Source organism: Aneurinibacillus sp. Ricciae_BoGa-3 (genome assembly GCF_028421645.1).
GTDB lineage: Bacteria > Bacillota > Bacilli > Aneurinibacillales > Aneurinibacillaceae > Aneurinibacillus_B.
The window spans coordinates 3,088,682-3,109,014 of sequence record NZ_CP116887.1 but is presented as its reverse complement, the minus strand read 5'-3'; the positions used below and the strand labels follow the sequence as shown (position 1 = coordinate 3,109,014).

General features: G+C 48.3%; 18 protein-coding genes. All 18 read left to right on the top strand.

The features are described from left to right. Positions 1 to 26: 26 nt before the first annotated feature. The 18 genes from pyrH (at position 27) to rpsO (ending at position 20,239) form a co-directional block, all read left to right on the top strand. Positions 27 to 749 carry a UMP kinase gene (gene pyrH / locus PP175_RS15705; RefSeq protein WP_272439271.1) on the top strand — a complete coding sequence of 241 codons (723 nt, stop codon included), beginning with the start codon at positions 27 to 29 and terminating at the stop codon, positions 747 to 749. Positions 750 to 753: 4 nt separating this feature from the next. Continuing rightward, on the top strand, positions 754 to 1,311 hold the full coding sequence (frr, locus tag PP175_RS15700; protein WP_272439270.1) for a ribosome recycling factor: 558 nt from the start codon (positions 754 to 756) through the stop codon (positions 1,309 to 1,311). A gap of 127 nt (positions 1,312 to 1,438) precedes the next feature. Next, on the top strand, positions 1,439 to 2,209 hold the full coding sequence (locus PP175_RS15695; protein ID WP_272439269.1) for an undecaprenyl pyrophosphate synthase: 771 nt from the start codon (positions 1,439 to 1,441) through the stop codon (positions 2,207 to 2,209). A 24-nt stretch (positions 2,210 to 2,233) separates the two neighbouring features. Continuing rightward, positions 2,234 to 3,010: a phosphatidate cytidylyltransferase gene (locus PP175_RS15690; RefSeq protein WP_272439268.1), complete on the top strand. Its 777-nt coding sequence runs from the start codon at positions 2,234 to 2,236 to the stop codon at positions 3,008 to 3,010. Between the two features lie 27 nt (positions 3,011 to 3,037). Continuing rightward, complete coding sequence (locus PP175_RS15685; protein WP_272439267.1) at positions 3,038 to 4,183, top strand: 1-deoxy-D-xylulose-5-phosphate reductoisomerase; 1,146 nt, start codon at positions 3,038 to 3,040, stop codon at positions 4,181 to 4,183. Positions 4,184 to 4,230: 47 nt separating this feature from the next. After that, positions 4,231 to 5,472 (top strand): RIP metalloprotease RseP, encoded by a 1,242-nt coding sequence (rseP, locus tag PP175_RS15680; RefSeq protein ID WP_272439266.1) that lies wholly within the window; start codon positions 4,231 to 4,233, stop codon positions 5,470 to 5,472. A 24-nt stretch (positions 5,473 to 5,496) separates the two neighbouring features. After that, entirely contained in the window at positions 5,497 to 7,203 is a 1,707-nt protein-coding gene (locus tag PP175_RS15675) for a proline--tRNA ligase (RefSeq protein ID WP_272439265.1), read from the top strand. Positions 7,204 to 7,308: 105 nt separating this feature from the next. Further along, positions 7,309 to 11,610 carry a PolC-type DNA polymerase III gene (locus PP175_RS15670; RefSeq protein ID WP_272439264.1) on the top strand — a complete coding sequence of 1,434 codons (4,302 nt, stop codon included), beginning with the start codon at positions 7,309 to 7,311 and terminating at the stop codon, positions 11,608 to 11,610. 197 nt (positions 11,611 to 11,807) lie between these two features. Further along, positions 11,808 to 12,266: a ribosome maturation factor RimP gene (rimP, locus tag PP175_RS15665; protein ID WP_272439263.1), complete on the top strand. Its 459-nt coding sequence runs from the start codon at positions 11,808 to 11,810 to the stop codon at positions 12,264 to 12,266. Positions 12,267 to 12,292: 26 nt separating this feature from the next. Next, complete coding sequence (gene nusA, locus PP175_RS15660; protein ID WP_272439262.1) at positions 12,293 to 13,465, top strand: transcription termination factor NusA; 1,173 nt, start codon at positions 12,293 to 12,295, stop codon at positions 13,463 to 13,465. A gap of 6 nt (positions 13,466 to 13,471) precedes the next feature. Further along, positions 13,472 to 13,747, top strand: a complete 276-nt coding sequence (gene rnpM, locus PP175_RS15655; RefSeq protein ID WP_272439261.1) for an RNase P modulator RnpM — start codon at positions 13,472 to 13,474, stop codon at positions 13,745 to 13,747. Further along, positions 13,744 to 14,040, top strand: coding sequence for a YlxQ family RNA-binding protein (locus tag PP175_RS15650; protein WP_272439260.1), 297 nt, complete (start codon positions 13,744 to 13,746; stop codon positions 14,038 to 14,040). Before rnpM ends, PP175_RS15650 begins: the two co-directional genes overlap by 4 nt. 19 nt (positions 14,041 to 14,059) lie before the next feature. Then, a complete protein-coding gene (infB, locus tag PP175_RS15645) occupies positions 14,060 to 16,492 on the top strand; it encodes a translation initiation factor IF-2 (protein ID WP_272439259.1) in 2,433 nt (810 codons plus the stop codon). Between the two features lie 96 nt (positions 16,493 to 16,588). After that, entirely contained in the window at positions 16,589 to 16,942 is a 354-nt protein-coding gene (rbfA, locus tag PP175_RS15640) for a 30S ribosome-binding factor RbfA (protein ID WP_272439258.1), read from the top strand. Then, entirely contained in the window at positions 16,942 to 17,943 is a 1,002-nt protein-coding gene (locus tag PP175_RS15635) for a DHH family phosphoesterase (protein ID WP_272439257.1), read from the top strand. The genes rbfA and PP175_RS15635 overlap by 1 nt, the downstream gene beginning before the upstream one ends. After that, positions 17,936 to 18,856: a tRNA pseudouridine(55) synthase TruB gene (gene truB, locus PP175_RS15630; RefSeq protein ID WP_272439256.1), complete on the top strand. Its 921-nt coding sequence runs from the start codon at positions 17,936 to 17,938 to the stop codon at positions 18,854 to 18,856. The genes PP175_RS15635 and truB overlap by 8 nt, the downstream gene beginning before the upstream one ends. Before the next feature lie 28 nt (positions 18,857 to 18,884). Then, positions 18,885 to 19,829, top strand: coding sequence for a bifunctional riboflavin kinase/FAD synthetase (locus PP175_RS15625; protein ID WP_272439255.1), 945 nt, complete (start codon positions 18,885 to 18,887; stop codon positions 19,827 to 19,829). A 140-nt stretch (positions 19,830 to 19,969) separates the two neighbouring features. Then, positions 19,970 to 20,239 carry a 30S ribosomal protein S15 gene (rpsO, locus tag PP175_RS15620; protein ID WP_272439254.1) on the top strand — a complete coding sequence of 90 codons (270 nt, stop codon included), beginning with the start codon at positions 19,970 to 19,972 and terminating at the stop codon, positions 20,237 to 20,239. Positions 20,240 to 20,333 lie beyond the last annotated feature (94 nt).

The following is a 20,333-nucleotide window of genomic DNA, read 5'->3' as shown; positions in this document are numbered from 1 at the left end:
CGATGTAAGAATGGAGTTGTTTTTTCATGCCTCTTCCCGCGTACAAGCGTGTTGTATTAAAATTAAGTGGAGAAGCCCTTGCTGGAAATATTGGATTTGGAATAGATTCAGCTGTCATTACGTCTATTTCAGAACAGATTAAAGAAATCGCCGAACTTGGTGTGCAGGTTGCAATCGTAGTAGGCGGCGGGAATATCTGGCGTGGACTTTCAGGAAGCGAGAAAGGAATAGACAGGGCCACAGCCGATTATATGGGAATGCTGGCCACCGTGATGAACAGTCTGGCACTTCAGGATGGACTTGAAAAAGCAGGGGTGCCTACCCGGGTTCAAACCTCTATTGAAATGAGACAGGTTGCTGAACCTTACATAAGAAGAAAAGCCATTCGACATCTGGAGAAAAATCGTGTCGTGATTTTTGCTGCCGGGACAGGGAACCCATACTTTTCAACCGATACGACCGCGGCTCTTCGCGCGGCTGAAATCGAAGCAGAAGTTATCCTGATGGCGAAAAACAAGGTCGATGGCGTATACAGTGCCGACCCATCCCATGATTCAAACGCTGAAAAATTTGATTCCCTCACTTACCTCGAAGTATTAAATAAAGGCCTCGGTGTGATGGATTCTACGGCTTCAAGCCTGTGTATGGACAACAATATCCCGCTGATCGTATTCTCCATTATGGAAAAAGGCAACATTAAGCGGGCTGTAATGGGCGAAAAAATAGGTACAATAGTGAAAGGAGACTAATGATATGCCGCAAGAAGTAATGAAAGAAGCAGAGCAGAGAATGGAGAAAGCTATCTCCGCGTTAAAGCGGGAATTAACAACGCTTCGGGCAGGACGGGCAACTCCTGGCATGCTCGACCGGGTTATGGTTGACTATTATGGCACGCCGACCCCGGTTAACCAAACAGCGAATATTACAACGCCTGAGCCTCGGATGCTTGTCATTCAGCCTTGGGAGAAGTCGCTGCTTGGGCCGATTGAAAAAGCTATTCAAAAATCTGATCTGGGCCTTTCCCCAACAAACGACGGTGTGGTCATTCGCCTGTCCATTCCACCTCTCACGCAGGAGCGCCGAGCTGAGCTGGTTAAGCTTGCGAAGAAATACGGTGAAGAGGCGAAAGTAGCCATCCGCAACATCCGACGGGATGCGAATGATTCTTACAAAAAGCTGGAGAAGGATGGCAGTGTTACCGAAGACGAACTAAAGCGGTACCAGGAAAAGGTGCAAAAAACGACCGATAAATACGTTGAATTAGCCGATAAAACGGTGGCTGACAAAGAAAAAGAAATCATGGAAGTGTAATGTTCTCGCCCCCTCTTCCTGAGGGGGCTTGTCGTATTTTCTAGAAGATAACAAACTGCAACTAAGGCTATCGCTTTCGCCTGTGGCTTAGCGCTAGCCAAGTTTTCTAATATGGGGGAACATACAGATGATGAATAAGCTGTCGAAGTGGATGCAAAAAAAAGACGGCTCTGTAGAAGAAAACGATAAACAGGCAGATAACATTCCACAGCACGTCGCGATTATTATGGACGGCAACGGCCGCTGGGCCAGGCGAAAGGGGCTGCCGCGGGTGGCGGGACACCGCGCAGGGATGAAGACCGTCATAGAGATTACAAGGGCCGCGGATGAAAAAGGGGTTAAAGTGCTGACCCTCTATGCCTTTTCCACGGAGAATTGGAAGCGGCCGCTGGAGGAAGTTGACTTTTTGATGCGCCTGCCAGGCCAATTCCTCGCTTCCGAACTGGATGAGCTAATGGACCGAAATGTACAGGTACGCATGGTCGGCAGTGAAGAGAATCTTCCATCCTTTACGGTAGAAGCTGTAAGAAGAGCCCAGGAAAGGACCGCCAATAACACCGGCCTTATCCTTAATTTCGCTCTGAATTACGGCAGCCGTACGGAAATTGTGAAGGCAATTCAGGACATAGCGGGTAAAGTAGCGGATGGCGCATTCTCTGTGTCAGATATTGATGAAAGCATGATTCATGACCATCTGGAAACAAAAAATCTCCCTGATCCCGATTTACTCATTCGCACCAGCGGGGAACTTCGGTTAAGCAATTTTATGCTCTGGCAGCTAGCCTACAGTGAACTTTGGTTTACGGACGTATACTGGCCCGACTTCTCACAGGAGCATTTTAACGAAGCAATTGCCGCTTACCAGCAGCGGAGCAGAAGATATGGAGCTCTCACATAAGAACGAATTCTCAGGGGTGGAATCTTGAAAACACGTGTATTGACTGGAATTGTTGCGGGGGCTGGTTTTCTTCTTGTGGTTTGGGCGGGAGGAGTCTGGTATACGGCCCTCATTTTTTTCATGGCAACCATCGCTTATTTTGAAATGATTAAGATGAACCGCATGAAAATTGCAGATTGGCCGGAAATTGCAGGCCTAGTTTTTCTTTGGCTTATCTTGTTTCCTCACGTGATCTGGAATGGATACTATCTTCGCGGAGACGTATTGTACACTTTTGTTCTCTTGTTTTTATTTATAACGGTTGCTTCAAAGAATCGAATCGAATACCAGCAGGTAGCTTATCTGCTATTCAGCTCGGTGTACATAGGAATCGCTTTCCACTATATGAACGAGACACGAATGGTCAGTGGATTATGGATGACGGTTGCGATTTTGTTTACCACCTGGGCGACAGATACAGGTGCCTACTTTGGCGGCAAATTTCTGGGGAGAAGCAAGCTCTGGCCCTCTATCAGCCCGAATAAAACCATCGAGGGTTCGCTCTCAGGCATCATTTTGGCCATTGTTGTCATGGTTATCGTGTCAACCACAGCCCATCTTGTACCTTTGTCGAAAGCGGTTATGATGGGATTGGTTATCTCCGTTAGCGGACAACTGGGTGATTTAATGGAGTCAGCCGTTAAACGTACGCTAGATGTCAAAGATTCGGGGAAAATCTTGCCTGGACATGGCGGGATTCTGGATCGTTTCGACAGCTTGCTCGTGGTGTTCCCGGTCCTGCATCTGCTGCATTTACTGTAAGCCAGCTTTGAATCGAGGGGATTTGTAATGAAAAACATTAGCATACTCGGCTCCACCGGTTCTATTGGTGTCCAAACACTGGATGTTGTCCGTCAGCATCCGGATTTATTTCGTGTAACTTCGCTGTCCGCAGGAAAGAACATCACACGGCTCGCCGAACAGGCGAATGAATTTCACCCGAAACTTGTCAGTGTCCAAACGAAGGAGCTGGCAGATAAAATAAAATTGGAGTTGCCTCCCGAAATTGAGGTATTATATGGAGAGGAAGGGGTATCACAAGCAGCTGTTCATCCAGACGCTGACTTCGTCGTTTCCGCTATAGTAGGAAGCGCAGGCCTAACTCCGACGCTTCATGCCATTGAAGCGGGGAAAACAATTGGACTGGCCAATAAAGAAACACTTGTAACAGCAGGCCACATAGTTATGCAAAAAGCGAAAGAAAACGGTGTAGCCGTCATACCTATAGATAGTGAACATTCCGCGATTTTTCAGTGCCTCCATGGAGAGAATCCACAGAGCGTGAAGCGAATCATTATTACTGCTTCGGGCGGGTCATTTCGAGACCGAACCCGAGAACAACTGACAGGTGTCACAGTGGAAGAAGCGTTAAACCACCCAAACTGGACTATGGGTGCTAAAATTACGATAGATTCGGCTACCATGATGAACAAGGGGCTGGAAGTCATCGAAGCCCACTGGCTTTTTGGACTGCCGTATTCCCAAATTCATACGATTCTGCATAAGGAGAGTATTGTTCACTCCATGGTCGAGTTTAGAGACCATGCCGTGATGGCCCAATTAGGAACACCGGATATGCGTATTCCGATCCAATATGCTTTAGGCTATCCGGCGAGGCTCACCATGTCAGCGGAACCGCTCGACCTGGTTAAGGCGTCCACGCTTCATTTTGCGGAAATGGATTTTAACCGCTATCCATGCTTAATGTTGGCTTATCAAGCAGGTGAGATCGGCGGAACCATGCCGGCTGTGCTGAATGGGGCTAATGAGGCTGCGGTGGAACGCTTTTTGCGCGGTGAAATTGAATTTCTTGCTATTGAAGAAATAATTGGGTCCGTTATGGATAAGCATAAAGTCATTGGCAATCCTTCTGTGGAAGAAATTATACAGGCAGATAAATGGGCGAGAGAGGCAGCCAGAGGGGGAAGGAGTTAGGCCGTTTCTCTTGGGCGGTTAAACAAACAGGAAAGGTGGAACCATCATTGACGCAGGTTTTAGCCATAATTCTTGTGTTTGGTTTACTCGTTTTCTTTCATGAATTAGGACACCTGTTACTTGCAAAACGCGCGGGTATATTATGCCGTGAATTTGCAATCGGTATGGGACCTAAAATTTTCTCCTTTATAAAGGGGGAAACACGCTATACACTGAGGCTTCTGCCGATAGGCGGTTTTGTGAGGATGGCGGGGGAAGATCCCGAGCAGGTAGTTATTGAGCGCGGACAAGATATGGGCCTTGAATTTGACAAAGAAGGTCGCGTTGTGCGTATTATTTCGACAGACTTTGCTAATCATCCACAGGCGCACATGTTAACCGTGGAGAACGCTGATCTGGAAAAAGAGTTGGTGATTCGAGGGATAGAAGACGGGGAGCGGGTTAGTTATCCGGTACATCCGCAAGCCATGTTCCTCCACAAACACCAGGAGATCCAGATCGCGCCGCTTGACAGACAGTTTGGCAGCAAAACAATCGGCCAGCGTGCAGCCGCTATTTTCGCCGGCCCATTTTTTAACTTTATCCTTGCGTTTGTTCTGCTCACGGTGATGGGTCTGTCTTACGGGGTGCCAGTGAATAAACCGGTAATGGGCGAGGTAATCGCAAGCAGTGCGGCTTCCCAGGCTGGGTTAAAGCCGGGAGATGAGGTGCTGGATATCAATGGGACACCCATCACCTCATGGGCAGATATGGTAAAAATCGTCAGCTCCTCTCCGGGAAAAGAATTGACGTTCACCGTGAGAAGAGGACAGGAAACGATTCAGAAGAAAGTGGTACCAGCATCGGATCCGCAGAGCAAAACGGGGAAAATTGGTGTGTACCAGCCCTTATCCCGCTCTTTAACAGGGGCTGCAAGCTATGGAGCCAAAACAACGTATGATTTTTCAAAACTGATTTACACGAGTTTGTTAAAACTGTTCACGGGAGCCGTTCCTGTGAAGGATTTGTCGGGTCCTGTGGGCATTTTTAATTATACGGCGAAAGCCGCCGAGAACGGGATGGCCATCCTTTTACAGTGGACAGCCGCTCTAAGTGTTAATTTAGGGATTATCAACCTGCTGCCGCTGCCGGCGCTGGATGGGGGACGCCTGCTGTTCCTCTTAATTGAAGCGGTACGGGGCCGGCCGGTCGATCCAAATAAAGAAGGGATGGTTCACTTCCTTGGATTTGCGTTTTTGATGCTGCTTATCCTGGTTGTCACCTGGAATGATATCCAGAAGTTTTTCTAATGTCGTTAAGGAGGTAGAAGGTTTTTGAAACAGTCAAAATTATTTCTTCCAACTCTACGGGAAACTCCTGCAGAGGCGGAGATTGCCAGCCATAAATTCATGGTGCGTGCCGGAATGATGCGTCAGCTTGCATCCGGCGTGTATACATACTTGCCTCTGGGGTATCGCGTGCTCCGTAAAGTACAGCAGATCGTGCGAGAAGAAATGGACAGGGCGGGAGCGCAGGAGATCGTGATGCCGGCTATTCAGCCTGCTGAATTATGGCAGGAAACAGGCCGTTGGGAAGCGTATGGGCCTGAACTGATGCGGTTAAAGGACAGGCATAACCGGGATTTCGTTCTCGGACCCACCCATGAAGAAGTGGTAACGAGCCTTGTGCGCGATAATCTGAATACTTACAAGAAACTTCCTATCAATCTTTACCAAATACAGACTAAATACCGCGATGAAGTTCGCCCGCGTTTCGGTGTTATTCGCTCGCGGGAATTTATTATGAAGGATGCCTACTCCTTTGATACAGACCGCCCAGGACTGGATCAAAGCTACCAGGGAATGTATGATGCATACACCAGCATATTTACCCGGGCAGGACTGAAGTTCCGTGCGGTAGAGGCGGATGCCGGCGCCATTGGTGGCAAGGGAACCCATGAATTTATGGCCCTCTCTGAAATTGGCGAAGACACCATTGCTTACTGTACTTCTTGTAACTATGCAGCTAATCTGGAAAAGGCCGAGGTCGTGTACAAGCCTGACGGCGGTCAAAAAGATCAAGCTGAAATGGAAAAGGTGGCTACACCAGACGTTAAAACGATTGCGCAGCTCATGAACCACTTCAATGCGGAAGCCCGGGAATTCATTAAAGCTATCGTCTTTAAAGCGGATGACCGATTTGTTATGGCGCTTGTCCGAGGTGACCATGAGGTCAATGATATCAAGGTGAAAAATCTGATCGATGCAAATGTTCTAGAGCTGGCTACCGATAAAGAAATTGCTGAAATTCGCCTACCACTTGGTTTTATTGGGCCTGTGGGCCTGCCAGATGGCATTGAAGTAGTCGCTGATACTGCAGTCCGGGATTTAGTTAACGTGGTATGCGGCGCGAATGAACAAGATTTCCACTACAAGAATGCAACGCCTGGAAAAGACTTTCAAGTAAGCCAATATGCTGATTTGCGCAATATTGTTGAGGGGGATGAATGCCCTCGCTGCGGCGGCCACATTGCCTTCGCCCGCGGTATTGAAGTAGGCCATGTATTTAAGCTTGGGACACGCTACAGCGAAAAAATGGGCGCCAAGTTCCTCGATGAGAACGGGAAAGAACAGCTGATGGTAATGGGCTGCTATGGCATAGGCATTTCCCGTACAGTTGCAGCCTGCGTGGAGCAGAACAACGACGAAGATGGCATCGTCTGGCCCTGGGGTCTGGCGCCTTACCAAATCCATGTTGTTCCCGTCAATGTGAAAAATGAAGAACAGAGAAACCTAGCAGACACTATCTATCAAACGTTGCAAAAAGCAGGCTATGAGGTTCTTCTTGATGACCGTCCAGAGCGGGCAGGTGTTAAATTTAAAGATGCCGATTTAATCGGCCTTCCGATTCGGATAACGGTGGGCGGCAAAGCCGCTGAAGGTCTTGTGGAATGCAAAATCCGTAAAACAAGGGAAACCCAGGAAATGCACATCGACAGCCTTCCAGATTTTGTGGCTGAAATCAAACAATCCTTACAGTAAAATAAAGTACAATAGAGAATGGTACTCCTTAAACGTTTGGGAGTACCTGCTTATTTTTGGCCTGTCTTGGCCGTAGGAGAGGAAAAAGGGGGAAAGGTGCAGCATATGGCGAACGAATCAGGGAAGCAGGAGCGGTTTGCCCTGCTCCTTAAACAGTTAGCGATTCCACCCGAATTTGTTGACCAGTATTTTTACGGAGGCAGCATTGAACAATTAGACGTGTACCGGCAGGAGAAGAAATGGCATTTCCATTTCCGCCTTCCCCAGACGGTACCCGCAAATGTATATCAGGCATTTTATGCCAAATTGGTTCAGGCATTTCAGGAGATCGCAGAGGTTGATTGTACGGTAAGGTATGAAGCTCCTGTTGATTTAAGCGGATTTTTTTCTGACTATTGGAGTTACATAGTAGAAAAGGTGGCCCCCCATATAAACTCTACAGCGGTTTATTTGCGGAATGCTTCCTATGAGATTGTAGAGAAGCATCTTAAAGTGGGCGTGCCGGATGATGTTGCAATGGAGATGGTAAAACGCCGCCGCGTAGATGAATATGTCATGCGCACAGTTGAACAGCTGTGCGGTGAAAAAATAAAAGTATCGTATTACCAGGCGCAGGATGAATCTTCCTATCAGCAATTTGTCGAACAGCGTGAGGAAGAGGACCGGGCCCGCGCAATGGAAGCACTCGTTGAGAAGAAAAAAGAAGATCTCAGTTCAAAAGATGACAGCGGAGAGGTCCCACAGGTTGTTCAAATCGGGTATGAAATTAAAGATGAGCCTGTACCCATCCGTGATATACAGGAAGAGGAAGGGCGCATCTGCATCCAGGGCCTTGTATTTGGCGCAGAGGTACGGGAACTTCGCAGCGGCAGATCGTTGTGCACCTTCTACGTTACGGATTATACGGATTCGCTTCAGGTTAAAATATTCGCGCATGATAAAGAAGATGTCCCGATGTTATCCGCGATTAAAAACGGGCTCTGGGTGAAAGTCCGCGGCATGGTGCAGGACGACCAGTATGCCCGCGAACTTGTTATGACGGCTAAAGACATCCGTGAGATTAAACCAGCTGCTTCCCGCCAGGATACGGCACAAGAGAAAAGGGTCGAGTTTCACTGTCATACCAATATGAGCGCCATGGACGGCATTGCCTCTGCGGAGCGCATCGTGAAACAGGCAGCGGCATTTGGCCACAAGGCGGTGGCCATTACCGACCACGCCGTAGCCCAGGCTTTCCCGGAGGCCTTTAATGCTGCCAGGAAGCACGGGATAAAGGTGCTATATGGCATCGAAGCAAACGTTGTCCAGGATTCGACGTTTATGGTGTACCAGCCACAGGACCGCGACCTCGCCAGCGATACGTACGTTGTTTTTGACGTGGAGACAACCGGTCTATCAGTGGTAAACAACACGATCATTGAGCTTGCCGGTGTGAAAATGAAGGAAGGCGAAATCATCGGGCGTTTCGAATCGTTTGTTAATCCGCATGTGCCGATTCCGCTGAACATTCAACAACTGACAAACATTACGGATGACATGGTACAGAACGCGCCCGAACTTGATCAGGTTATTCGGGACTTCCTTGCCTTTACAGGCGATGCGGTGCTCGTGGCCCACAACGCCCGGTTTGATATGGGCTTCCTGCAGACCAGTTGCAAGCAAGTTGGACTTCCGAAGGTTGAAAATCCGTTCCTGGATACGCTGGAGATGGCACGTTTCCTGTATCCGGGCATGCGCAACCATCGGTTAAATACACTGGCGGGCAAATTTAATGTAAGCCTGGAAAACCACCACCGGGCTGTAGATGACTCGGAAGCAACCGGCTACGTTTTTTTTAACATGCTCAAAGAAATCATCGAGCAAGGGATTACAAATCTGGGGGATATGAATAACCATGTGGGGCTGGATCTTCACAACAGCCGGCCTTTTCACTGCAATATCTACGCTTTGAATGAGGTAGGGAAGAAAAATTTATATAAAATCATTTCCCTGTCCCATACGGAGTTTTTATATAAAACACCACGCATTCCTAAATCAAAAATTGTTCAGTACCGCGAAGGGCTGATCATCAGCTCCGGCTGTGAGAAGGGGGAACTTTTTGAGACCGTTCTAAACAAAACGCTGGAGGAAGCGGAAGAGGTGGCCCGCTTCTATGACGTACTGGAAATTCAGCCGATTGAAATTAACCGCCATCTGGTCGATAAACAGCTTGTGGCAGGCGAGGCTGCGCTGATCGAGGCCAATCGAAAAATTGTCCAGCTCGGTGAAAAATTGAACCTTCCTGTCATTGCGACTGGCAATGTGCACTATATCGATCCGCACGAAAAAATATATCGGGATATTCTAATCCAGGGCATTACGGGGTTCAGCCCGCTTAAAGACCAGCGGAAACCTGATGCCCATTTCCGCACGACGAACGAAATGCTTGAAGAGTTTTCTTACCTTGGGGAAGAAAAAGCGAAAGAAGTGGTCATAACCAATCCGAATATGCTGGCGGACCGGTTTGAAGAGTTACAGATTGTGCCGAAGGATTTGTATACGCCGAAGATTGAAGGGGCCGAAGAAGAAATTCGCTCCATGAGTTACAACAAAGCGCGTGAATTGTATGGCGAGCCGCTGCCGGAGATCGTCGAAAAGCGGCTTGAGAAAGAATTAAACAGCATCATTACGCACGGATTTTCGGTAATTTATCTCATCGCCCATAAGCTGGTTAAGAAATCGATAGATGATGGCTATCTGGTCGGGTCCCGAGGCTCGGTCGGCTCTTCCTTTGTCGCCACGATGACAGAAATTACCGAGGTAAACCCGCTTCCTCCGCATTACCGCTGTCCAGAGTGCAAACAAAGCGAATGGTTTACGAAAGGGGAATATGGCTCAGGGTTTGATTTGCCACCGAAGGATTGTCCGACATGCGGCATTCCAATGACAGGTGACGGCCATGACATTCCTTTCGAAACGTTCCTCGGCTTCAAAGGGGATAAGGTACCTGATATCGACCTTAATTTCTCAGGTGAGTACCAGCCAACTGCCCATAACTATACCAAGGTTTTGTTTGGCGAGGATTATGTGTACCGCGCAGGGACAATCGGTACGGTTGCTGACAAGACAGCATATGGATTCGTCCGCAAATTCGGGGAAGAAAAAGGCTTTACATGGCGTGGAGCAGAAATGAACCGGCTGGCCACTGGCTGTACAGGTGTTAAACGAACGACAGGCCAGCACCCAGGGGGCATTATTGTTGTTCCCGATTATATGGATATTTATGATTTTTGCCCGATCCAGTTCCCGGCGGACGATAAAGATGCGGAATGGAAAACCACTCATTATGATTTTCATTCCATCCACGACAATTTGCTTAAACTGGATATTCTTGGCCATGACGATCCGACCGTTATTCGAATGCTGCAGGATTTAACCGGGCTTGACCCCAAAAAAATCAACGTTGGCGATCCGAAGGTGTTGGCCATCTTCAACGGAACAGATGCATTGGGCGTGACGCCTGAACAAATTGATAGCAAAACAGGAACGCTCGGCGTACCGGAGTTTGGAACCAAATTCGTCCGCCAGATGCTTGAAGATACGCATCCGTCGACTTTCGCGGAACTTCTGCAAATATCCGGACTATCACACGGTACGGACGTATGGCTCAATAACGCGCAGGAACTCATACGCAATGGTACGTGCGAATTAAAAGATGTAATCGGGTGCCGAGATGACATCATGGTCTACCTGCTGCATAAAGGGCTTGAGCCTTCCTTTGCGTTTAAGATTATGGAGTCGGTACGGAAGGGCAAAGGCCTCACGGAAGAGATGGAGGAAGAAATGAAGGCCAATGATGTGCCTGACTGGTACATCTGGTCCTGCAAGCAGATTAAATATATGTTTCCGAAAGCCCACGCTACTGCGTATGTATTGATGGCCTTGCGGATTGCTTATTTTAAGGTGTATTATCCAATCCACTTCTACGCGACCTATTTTACCGTGCGGGCAGACGATTTTGACGTCGCGCTGGTTGTTAGAGGATCGGCGGCCATCCGGGCGCGGATCAAAGAGATTGTAGAGAAAGGCAACGATGCACTGCCAAAGGAAAAAACGCTCTTGACGGTATTGGAGCTTTGCCTGGAGATGTGCGAACGCGGCTTTTCCTTTAAAAACATTGACCTGTACCGATCCGAGGCTTCCCGGTTTATCATCGACGGCAACAGTTTAATTCCGCCGTTCAATGCGCTGGCCGGCGTCGGCACAAGCGCGGCGGAGAACATCGTGAAAGCACGAGAAAGTGGAGAGTTCCTTTCCATCGAAGATCTTCAGCAGCGGGCGCGCGTCTCACGCTCTGTGGTTGAACTGCTGCAGCAACAGGGCAGCTTGAATAGCCTGCCAGAGACCAACCAGCTTTCCTTATTTTGAGAATATAAACCATTGATTGCCTACCAGAACAGGCTATGTTATAATATTTTTTGGTAATACTAAGGATAAGCGGAAGCAATTGACCGAAAGAGTGGGGAAACCCACTCTTTCGTTTTACACACATTTTTCCTGAGGAAAAATATTTTACCTCGCGAAATCCGAATTGATACTACAAGCCATTTAGGGGGTTTTTGCAGTTGAGCAATGACGTAATCGCCCTTACCGAACAGCTGGTTACACCTATTCTTGAAGAGGAACATCTTGAGCTTGTCGAAGTGGAATACAATAAGGAAGGCAACAACTGGTTCCTTCGCGTATACATTGACAAGGAAAATGGGGTAGACATCGAAGACTGCGGGCGTGTTAGCGAGAGGCTGAGCAAGAAGCTCGATGAGACGGATCCGATTCCGGGCGCTTATTTTTTGGAAGTGTCTTCGCCAGGTGCGGAGCGCCCTCTTAAAAAAGAAGCAGATTTTGAACGAGCACAGGGTAAACATGTGCATATTACCACATTTGAACCAATAGACGGCGAGAATGTTTTTGAAGGTGAACTTATCAGTTATGACGGTCAGCAGCTTCAGATTAAAGAATCCAGGAAAACTGTTACAGTACCAAGGAGCAATGTATCAACCGCCCGCTTGGCCGTTGTCTTTTAGGAACGAAAGGAGGACCATCAGTTATTATGAATGCAGAGTTTATCGAGGCATTGCAGGCACTGGAGAAAGAGAAAGGGATCAGCAAGGACATCCTGATAGATGCCATAGAGGCAGCTCTTGTCTCGGGTTACAAAAGAAATTTTAATTCCGCCCAGAATGTGCGCGTGGACGTCAACCGCGAACAGGGGAATGTACGCGTTTTTGCCAGAAAGACAATCGTGGAGGACGTTACCGACCCGCGCACCGAAATTTCTGTGGATGAGGCCCATGAGATCGACCCCAATTATCGGGTAGACGATATTATGGACATTGAGGTTACCCCCCGTGATTTTGGACGGATTGCAGCGCAGACCGCTAAGCAGGTCGTAACCCAGCGCATTCGCGAGGCAGAGCGCGGCATTATTTACAGTGAATTCATAGACCGGGAACAGGATATTGTCACAGGCATTGTCCAGCGCCAGGACAGCCGCTTTTACTACATTGATCTTGGGAAAATCGAAGCCTTGATGCCCATTAATGAAAAAATGCCGTCTGAGAATTTCAAACAGGGAGACCGCGTAAAGGCTTATATCACCAAAGTGGAAAAAACGACCAAAGGACCGCAGATATTTGTTTCCCGTACCCATCCCGGCCTGCTTAAACGGTTATTTGAGCTTGAGGTTCCTGAAATTTTTGATGGCGTTGTGGAAATTCGTTCTGTTGCCCGCGAAGCCGGAGATCGTTCTAAAATCGCTGTTTATTCTGCCGATTCGAATGTTGATCCGGTTGGTGCCTGCGTCGGGCCTAAGGGAATGCGTGTGCAGACCATTGTGCAGGAACTGAAAGGTGAAAAAATCGATATTGTAAAATGGTCTGAAGATACAGCGGAATATATCGCCAACGCGCTCAGCCCTTCAAAGGTTGTCCATGTGACCGTGTATGAAGGAGAGAAAGTAACACGCGTGATTGTTCCAGACTATCAGCTGTCGCTGGCAATCGGAAAAAAAGGGCAAAACGCCCGTCTTGCCGCGAAGCTGACTGGCTGGAAAATTGATATCAAAAGTGAAACACAGGCCGAACAGGAAGGGTTCTCCTTTACAGAACCTGTATCCATCGTCCAAAGCGGGGCCCAGGCAGTTGCAGCTAAAGCAGCCGATCCGGTCGAAGTACTCGCCGAGCAAACAAGTGACGCTGACGAAATGTTTGAAGAAAAGGAGTAGGGATTCGTGAAAGCGAAAAAAACTCCCTTGCGAAAATGTGTTGTAACGCAGGAAATGCTGAACAAACGCGAACTCATCCGGGTTGTCCGGACACCTGAAGGAGAAGTAAAGCTTGATCCAACAGGCAAGGCTTCAGGCAGAGGCGCGTATATTTCTCGCACAATGGAAGCTTTTGAAACGGCAAAGAAAAAAAAGCTGTTGAACCGTGCACTAAAAATGGATGTTACCGATGAAATGTATAATTTGCTAGAGGAAGAATTTAAGAGGATTGTGGCACAATGAATCCATCAGAGCAAATGCTAGGGCTTGCAATGCGTGCCCGCAAAATTGTTACGGGCGAAGACATCGTCGTCAAAGCTATCCGTCAGGGCCAGGTGAAGCTTGTTATCCTCTCAAATGATGCCTCTGAGAATACACGTAAAAAAGTCACTGATAAGTGTGCTTATTATAAAGTTCCCTGTATCCAGCATGGCAGCAGGGAAGTTCTGGGTTCGGCTCTCGGTAAAGGAACGCGGGTGGTCGTAGGCATTACAGATAGCGGCTTCGCAAAAAAGATAAGGGAGCTGATCGGCTAAAACTAACGGAGGTGGATGGATGAGTAAAATGCGAGTCTATGAATTTGCTAAAAAGGTAGGATTAAGCAGTAAAGAAATGACCAATCTCCTCGGTAAGTTGGATATATCGGTTAACAATCATATGAGCATGCTGGAAGAGGCGACCATGAACAGAATTGAGTCGCACCTCAGCCAGATAAAAGAACGTGCCAACGGGCAGCAGCGGAATACGGAAAAGAGTGGTAATATGGACGATAAAAAACAAGAACAAAGAAGCCAAAACAATAATGCACGTTCCAACACCCATGGACAGGGCCACACTAACGCAGGCCAGGAACAACGTCAAGGAGGGCAAGGACAGGGAGGTCAAAACCGCAGCCGTCCATCCCGTCCTCAGCAATCTTCTTCCGGGCAGGGCGGACGCGGAGCGGGCCCACAGCATGGTGGCGGAAGGCGCAGCGATACAGCGGGCCCTTCTTCGGCGGGGTCAACGAACCGTGGAGGCTCTAACCGAAACGGCAATCCAGGTCGTCCGAAACCTGCTGCAACAGCGGGCGCACCTGCCGGTAAACCTTCGCGTGATAATACAAGAAAAGATACGCGCGGCAAAGGCAAGCCAAACCAGGGCGGCAAGAAATTTGAAGATAAAGGGATAGATACCTTCAGTAAGTCACAGCCAAGGAAAAAGGCGCCACAGCCTGCACAGCCAAAGCCTGAAGTTAAGGTCGATAAAATTACGGTTTCCGGGCCGATGACCGTTGCTGAGCTTGGAAAGAAAATGAAGAAAGCACCATCCGAAATTATTAAGAAATTGTTCGGTTTGGGTGTAATGGCCACCATTAACCAGGAAGTGGACCTCGATACCATACACCTTATCGCTGCAGAATTCGGTATTGATGTAGAAGAAAAAATTGAGCTTGATTATAACGATTTTGAAAATATCGAAGAAGTAGACGATCCGGTAGATATGACGGAACGTCCGCCAGTGGTTACGATCATGGGGCACGTTGACCATGGTAAAACCACATTGCTGGATGCTATCCGCGAAACGAACGTTACGTCAACAGAGGCGGGCGGCATTACACAGCACATTGGCGCTTATCAGGTTGTCCAGCAGGGTAAGAAGATTACCTTCCTTGATACGCCGGGCCACGCTGCTTTCACTACGATGCGCGCACGCGGCGCGCAGGTAACGGATATCGCCATTATCGTCGTAGCGGCGGATGATGGTGTGATGCCGCAAACGGTGGAAGCGATCAACCATGCTAAAGCTGCCAATGTCCCGATTATTGTCGCGGTTAATAAAATGGATAAGCCAGCCGCAAATGCGGATCGCGTAAAACAGGAATTAACCGAATATGGCCTCGTTCCAGAGGATTGGGGCGGTGACACCATTTTCGTTCATGTGTCCGCATTAAAACGTGAAGGTCTGGATGATATTCTTGAAATGATCCTGTTAGTAGCAGAAGTGCAGGAGCTCAAAGCAAATCCAAACAAGCGGGCGAGAGGTACTGTTATTGAAGCCGAGCTTGACCGTGGACGCGGGCCGGTAGCCACCATTCTAGTGCAGACCGGGACCCTGAAAATCGGGGATCCGATCGTTGTCGGTACTGCGTTTGGCCGCATTCGTGCCATGGTTAATGATAAAGGGCGCCGGGTTAAAGAAGCAGGCCCATCCACCCCAATTGAAATAACCGGCTTGAATGATGTACCGCAGGCCGGGGATCAATTTATGGTATTCGATGATGAGAAGACGGCCAGACAGATTGGGGAATCCCGCTCCAGCAAGCGACGTGAAAGTGAATTGCGCGCCTCGGCACGCGTATCGCTCGATGATCTGTTTAATCAGATCAAAGAAGGCGAAATCAAAGACATTAACGTGGTCATTAAGGCGGACGTACAGGGTTCGGTTGAAGCGCTGCGCGGCTCCCTTGAAAAAATCGATGTGGAAGGCGTACGGGTAAAAATCATACACACAGGTGTAGGCGCAATTACGGAATCAGATGTTATTCTGGCGTCCGCATCCAACGCGATTGTGGTTGGGTTTAACGTCCGCCCGGATCCAAACGCCCGCGCTACGGCGGAAACGGAAAAAGTGGATATCCGTCTGCACCGCATCATTTATAAAGTAATCGAAGAAATTGAATCAGCGATGAAAGGCATGCTTGAGCCGGTTTATGAAGAAAAAGTAATCGGGCAAGCTGAAGTAAGGCAGACTTTTAAAGTTTCTAAAGTCGGCACCATCGCAGGCTGCTATGTAACAGACGGGAAAATTCAGCGGGATGCCGGCATCCGCGTCATCCGCGATGGCATCGTTATTTTCGAAGGCAAAGTCGATGCCTTGAAACGTTTCAAGGATGACACTAAGGAAGTGGCACAGGGCTACGAATGTGGTATTACAATAGAGAAATATAACGATATTAAAGAGGGCGATATCCTCGAAGCCTTTATCATGGAGGAAGTCGCGCAATAATAAAAGGATTAATGGCCGGGATTACACCCGGTCTTTCCAATACATTATTGCCTGCGCCCTGCTGGCCAGCCATGTCTAACAATCGAGGTGAAAGCAATGGGAAATGTACGTACCAACCGGGTTGGGGAACAAATAAAAAAAGAACTCAGCCAGATTATCCAGCGTGAAATAAAGGACCCGCGTGTCGGCTTTGTTACGGTCACGGGTGTTGAAGTGTCAGGAGACCTATCACAGGCTAAGGTGTTTATTAGCATATTCGGCGACGAAGAAAAGCAGGCTGATTCTTTAAAGGCCCTGGAGAAGGCGAAGGGATTCATGCGAACCGAAATTGGCCGCCGGGTACGGCTGCGCCATACTCCGGAGCTTATTTTTAAAGTTGATGAATCAGTGGAGTATGGCCATCGGATCGAAACATTGCTAACCCAGATCAAAAAAGAAGGAGAAGATTGATGAGTCAATTCGCTTCTTCTCTACGGGAAGCTGCCCGCTTTATTCAAGATCATGATCGTTTTCTGGTGGTGAACCATGTGAACCCCGATGGGGATGCGACTGGTTCCCTGCTTGCTATGGGCTGGCTTCTCCGCCAGCTTAGCAAACAGGCAGTCCTTGTGAATGAGGGAATGACACCTGAAAAATTTATGTTCCTCCCAGGGGCTTCGGAAATTCTTAATGCCTCTGAGGCCCTGCCTCAGAAGTATGATGCGGTTATTACGTGTGACTGCGGCGATAAATCACGCGTTGGCCGGGTTGAACATTGGTTTGCCGAGGGCTGCGAGCTGCTCAATATCGATCATCATCCGACCAATGATCATTTTGGCACTTCCAATTTAATTAGGACGGATGCAGCAGCCACATGTGAGATCCTTTACGATTTGGTCTGTTTTATGCAACTGACGGTTTCACCTGAAATGGCTACCTGCTTATACGCAGGACTGTTAACCGATACCGGCGGATTTCGCTATTCCAATACGACTCCCCATTTAATGCAAGCCGCATCTGCGCTTCTCTCCTATGGTGTTCAGCCCGGGATACTTGCGGAACGGCTATTGGAGACGATAACAGCGGGCCATTTGAAGCTGTTGCGAAAAGTGCTTCAAACCATGGAATTCTCGGAAAATAATCGTGTGGTTTCAATGGCGGTAACCCGTTGCGATATGGAAGAAGCGGGCGCGAATGATGAAGACACAGAGGGGCTCGTGAATTACGGGCGCAATGTGGAAGGTGTTGAAGTTGGGGTTCTTTATAAAGAAAAGAACGCCGGTGAGGTAAAAGTCAGCATGCGTTCCCGCTCCATTATCGACGTAGCGGCCATCGCTAAATCTCTTGACGGCGGGGGACATGTGCGGGCCTCAGGATGTACCATAAAAGGTGGCATTGAGGAGGCTCGCCAAATCATAAGTGATAAGCTTCGAGAGGCTTTCCAGGCAGCGGAGGAATCAAGCTATGACTGAGTGGTCCGGTATACTGCCGCTGTTTAAACCTGCTGGAATGACTTCACATGATTGTGTCATGAAAATACGCCGCCTGGCGCAGACAAAGAAAGTGGGCCATACGGGAACGCTTGACCCGGATGTGACAGGTGTGCTGCCGATCTGTATCGGGCAGGCGACCAAGGTGGCGGATTATTTACATGACGAACCCAAACGCTACCGGGCTCAAGTAACATTTGGAGTGTCCACGGATACTGAAGATGCATCAGGTACGCCAGTTGAAAAGGCAGCCATTCATGGTAAGCTGAATGAACAGCAGGTGCGGGATGTGTTTAAACAGTTCACCGGTGAAATTTTGCAGGTGCCGCCTATGTATTCTGCTGTACGAGTCAATGGCAAAAGACTGCATGAGCTGGCAAGAGAGGGAAAAGTGGTAGAGCGCAAGCCCCGATCTGCTATTATTTATTCCATGCAAATTGAAGAAATGAACCTGGACCAGTTAAGGCCGACGGTTCGTTTTACGGTAGACTGTTCAAAAGGAACGTACATACGTACGCTTTGCGTGGACATAGGTAAGGCATTAGGTGTTCCTGCGCATATGTCGTACCTGCAACGAATAAAAAGCGGGCCTTTTACGTTGGATCAATGTTACTTTTTTGATGAAGTTGAGCGCGCTTGTGCGGATCACGCGTTAGACAAACTGCTATTTCCACTTGATCAAGCGCTCCTGCAATATCCGCATGTCGAGGTGCCCGCTGGCCGCGTCCAGGCAATCCGCAACGGGCTGAGCCAACGGCATCTACGGCCTGGACACTGGAACATAGGAGATAAAATACGCATCTATGCACCAGATGGAACATTTCTGGCTTTACATGAGGTTATCGAAACAGATAGAGACATGGGAGTAGAATCAAAACCCGTTAAGGTGTTTTAGCCAAGTTTGCTTTAAAGGGGGAAGGAACATGGAAATTCAGCGCTTATATTATCCTCTGAATAATGATTTCCAGGGGACGTGTTGCGCGCTCGCTATGGGGTATTTTGACGGTGTGCATATTGGCCACAGGCGCGTGATTCAAAAGGCAATAGACATTGCCCGCTCGCTTGGTCTGCGGGCCGCCGTTATGACGTTTGATCCGCATCCGCGTGAGGTTCTGGGTCAGAGCGGCTATACACAGTACCTCACACCGCTGGATGAAAAACTCAAACAGTTTCAATCCATGGGGGTAGACATAACGTACGTCGTTGATTTCGATATTTCATTCGCCTCGGTCTATCCGGAGGACTTCATTGATGAATTTCTCGTGCGTCTTGAACCCAAACACATTATCGTAGGTTTTGATTACACGTTCGGGCACAGAGGTCTGGGCACCGCTTATACACTCCAGGCACATGCGCAGGAAAGATACCAGGTAGACGTTATTTCACCTATTAACCGCTATGGGGAAAAGGTGAGCAGTACGCTTATACGGGAATACTTATACAGCGGTAAAATAAAAGAAGCCACACAGTTTCTGGGGCGCCCGTATATGGTGAGCGGTGCCGTTGTGCATGGGGAGAAGCGAGGCAGAACCATCGGATTTCCTACTGCCAATATTCAACCCGGCGGACCTTATATTATCCCCAAAAATGGCGTATACGGTGTGCGGGTATGGATAGAAGGCGTCCAGTATTACGGCGTAATGAATGTAGGAATTAAACCAACGTTTGAAAATGAGCATAAACAGAAAACACTTGAAGTCCATATCCTCGATTTTAACGGCGATCTCTATGGCAAGCAAGTTTGCGTAGATTTCCTCTTCTTTATTCGCGAGGAGCAGAAGTTTGCCAGTGTGGAAGGGCTAATCGCCCGCATTAAGCAGGATGTGGAGATCGCTTCCGCTGAGTTTGCTGGGCATTCACGCACGTAACATACAAATACATATGCGGCTTTACTCGCGGCTATGTATATGCTATACTAATTTTGTAAGTTTCAAGCAACCACATCTTGGAACGCCGATTCACCAACGGCTTTCTCGGGTGCTGGCGATTATATGAGGAGGTGAACAGGATGGCTTTAACACAAGAACGCAAGAATCAGATCATCGGAGAGTATCGCACGCACGAATCCGATACGGGGTCTCCAGAAGTACAGATTGCTATCCTTACGGAGAAAATCAACTACTTAAACGACCACTTACGCACTCACAAGAAAGACCACCATTCCCGTCGCGGGCTTTTGAAAATGGTTGGTCAGCGTCGTAACCTGCTTGCTTATCTGAAAGATAAAGACGTAGCTCGTTACCGTGAATTAATTAACAAATTAGGCTTACGCCGATAAGAAAAAGCGGGGATTCCCCGCTTTTTTCATGCTTTTTTTCGGAATGCCCATAAATTCTCTTTTATTTCTGCTCTATGCAGGAAATACTAGAAGA

What these genes read in the sequence shown, in the direction of transcription:
- pyrH (WP_272439271.1), top strand. Translation starts at nt 27, where the DNA reads ATGCCTCTTCCCGCGTACAAGCGTGTTGTATTAAAATTAAGTGGAGAA.
- frr (WP_272439270.1), top strand. Translation starts at nt 754, where the DNA reads ATGCCGCAAGAAGTAATGAAAGAAGCAGAGCAGAGAATGGAGAAAGCT.
- PP175_RS15695 (WP_272439269.1), top strand. Translation starts at nt 1,439, where the DNA reads ATGATGAATAAGCTGTCGAAGTGGATGCAAAAAAAAGACGGCTCTGTA.
- PP175_RS15685 (WP_272439267.1), top strand. Translation starts at nt 3,038, where the DNA reads ATGAAAAACATTAGCATACTCGGCTCCACCGGTTCTATTGGTGTCCAA.
- PP175_RS15670 (WP_272439264.1), top strand. Translation starts at nt 7,309, where the DNA reads ATGGCGAACGAATCAGGGAAGCAGGAGCGGTTTGCCCTGCTCCTTAAA.
- nusA (WP_272439262.1), top strand. Translation starts at nt 12,293, where the DNA reads ATGAATGCAGAGTTTATCGAGGCATTGCAGGCACTGGAGAAAGAGAAA.
- PP175_RS15650 (WP_272439260.1), top strand. Translation starts at nt 13,744, where the DNA reads ATGAATCCATCAGAGCAAATGCTAGGGCTTGCAATGCGTGCCCGCAAA.
- infB (WP_272439259.1), top strand. Translation starts at nt 14,060, where the DNA reads ATGAGTAAAATGCGAGTCTATGAATTTGCTAAAAAGGTAGGATTAAGC.
- rbfA (WP_272439258.1), top strand. Translation starts at nt 16,589, where the DNA reads ATGGGAAATGTACGTACCAACCGGGTTGGGGAACAAATAAAAAAAGAA.
- PP175_RS15635 (WP_272439257.1), top strand. Translation starts at nt 16,942, where the DNA reads ATGAGTCAATTCGCTTCTTCTCTACGGGAAGCTGCCCGCTTTATTCAA.
- truB (WP_272439256.1), top strand. Translation starts at nt 17,936, where the DNA reads ATGACTGAGTGGTCCGGTATACTGCCGCTGTTTAAACCTGCTGGAATG.
- PP175_RS15625 (WP_272439255.1), top strand. Translation starts at nt 18,885, where the DNA reads ATGGAAATTCAGCGCTTATATTATCCTCTGAATAATGATTTCCAGGGG.
- rpsO (WP_272439254.1), top strand. Translation starts at nt 19,970, where the DNA reads ATGGCTTTAACACAAGAACGCAAGAATCAGATCATCGGAGAGTATCGC.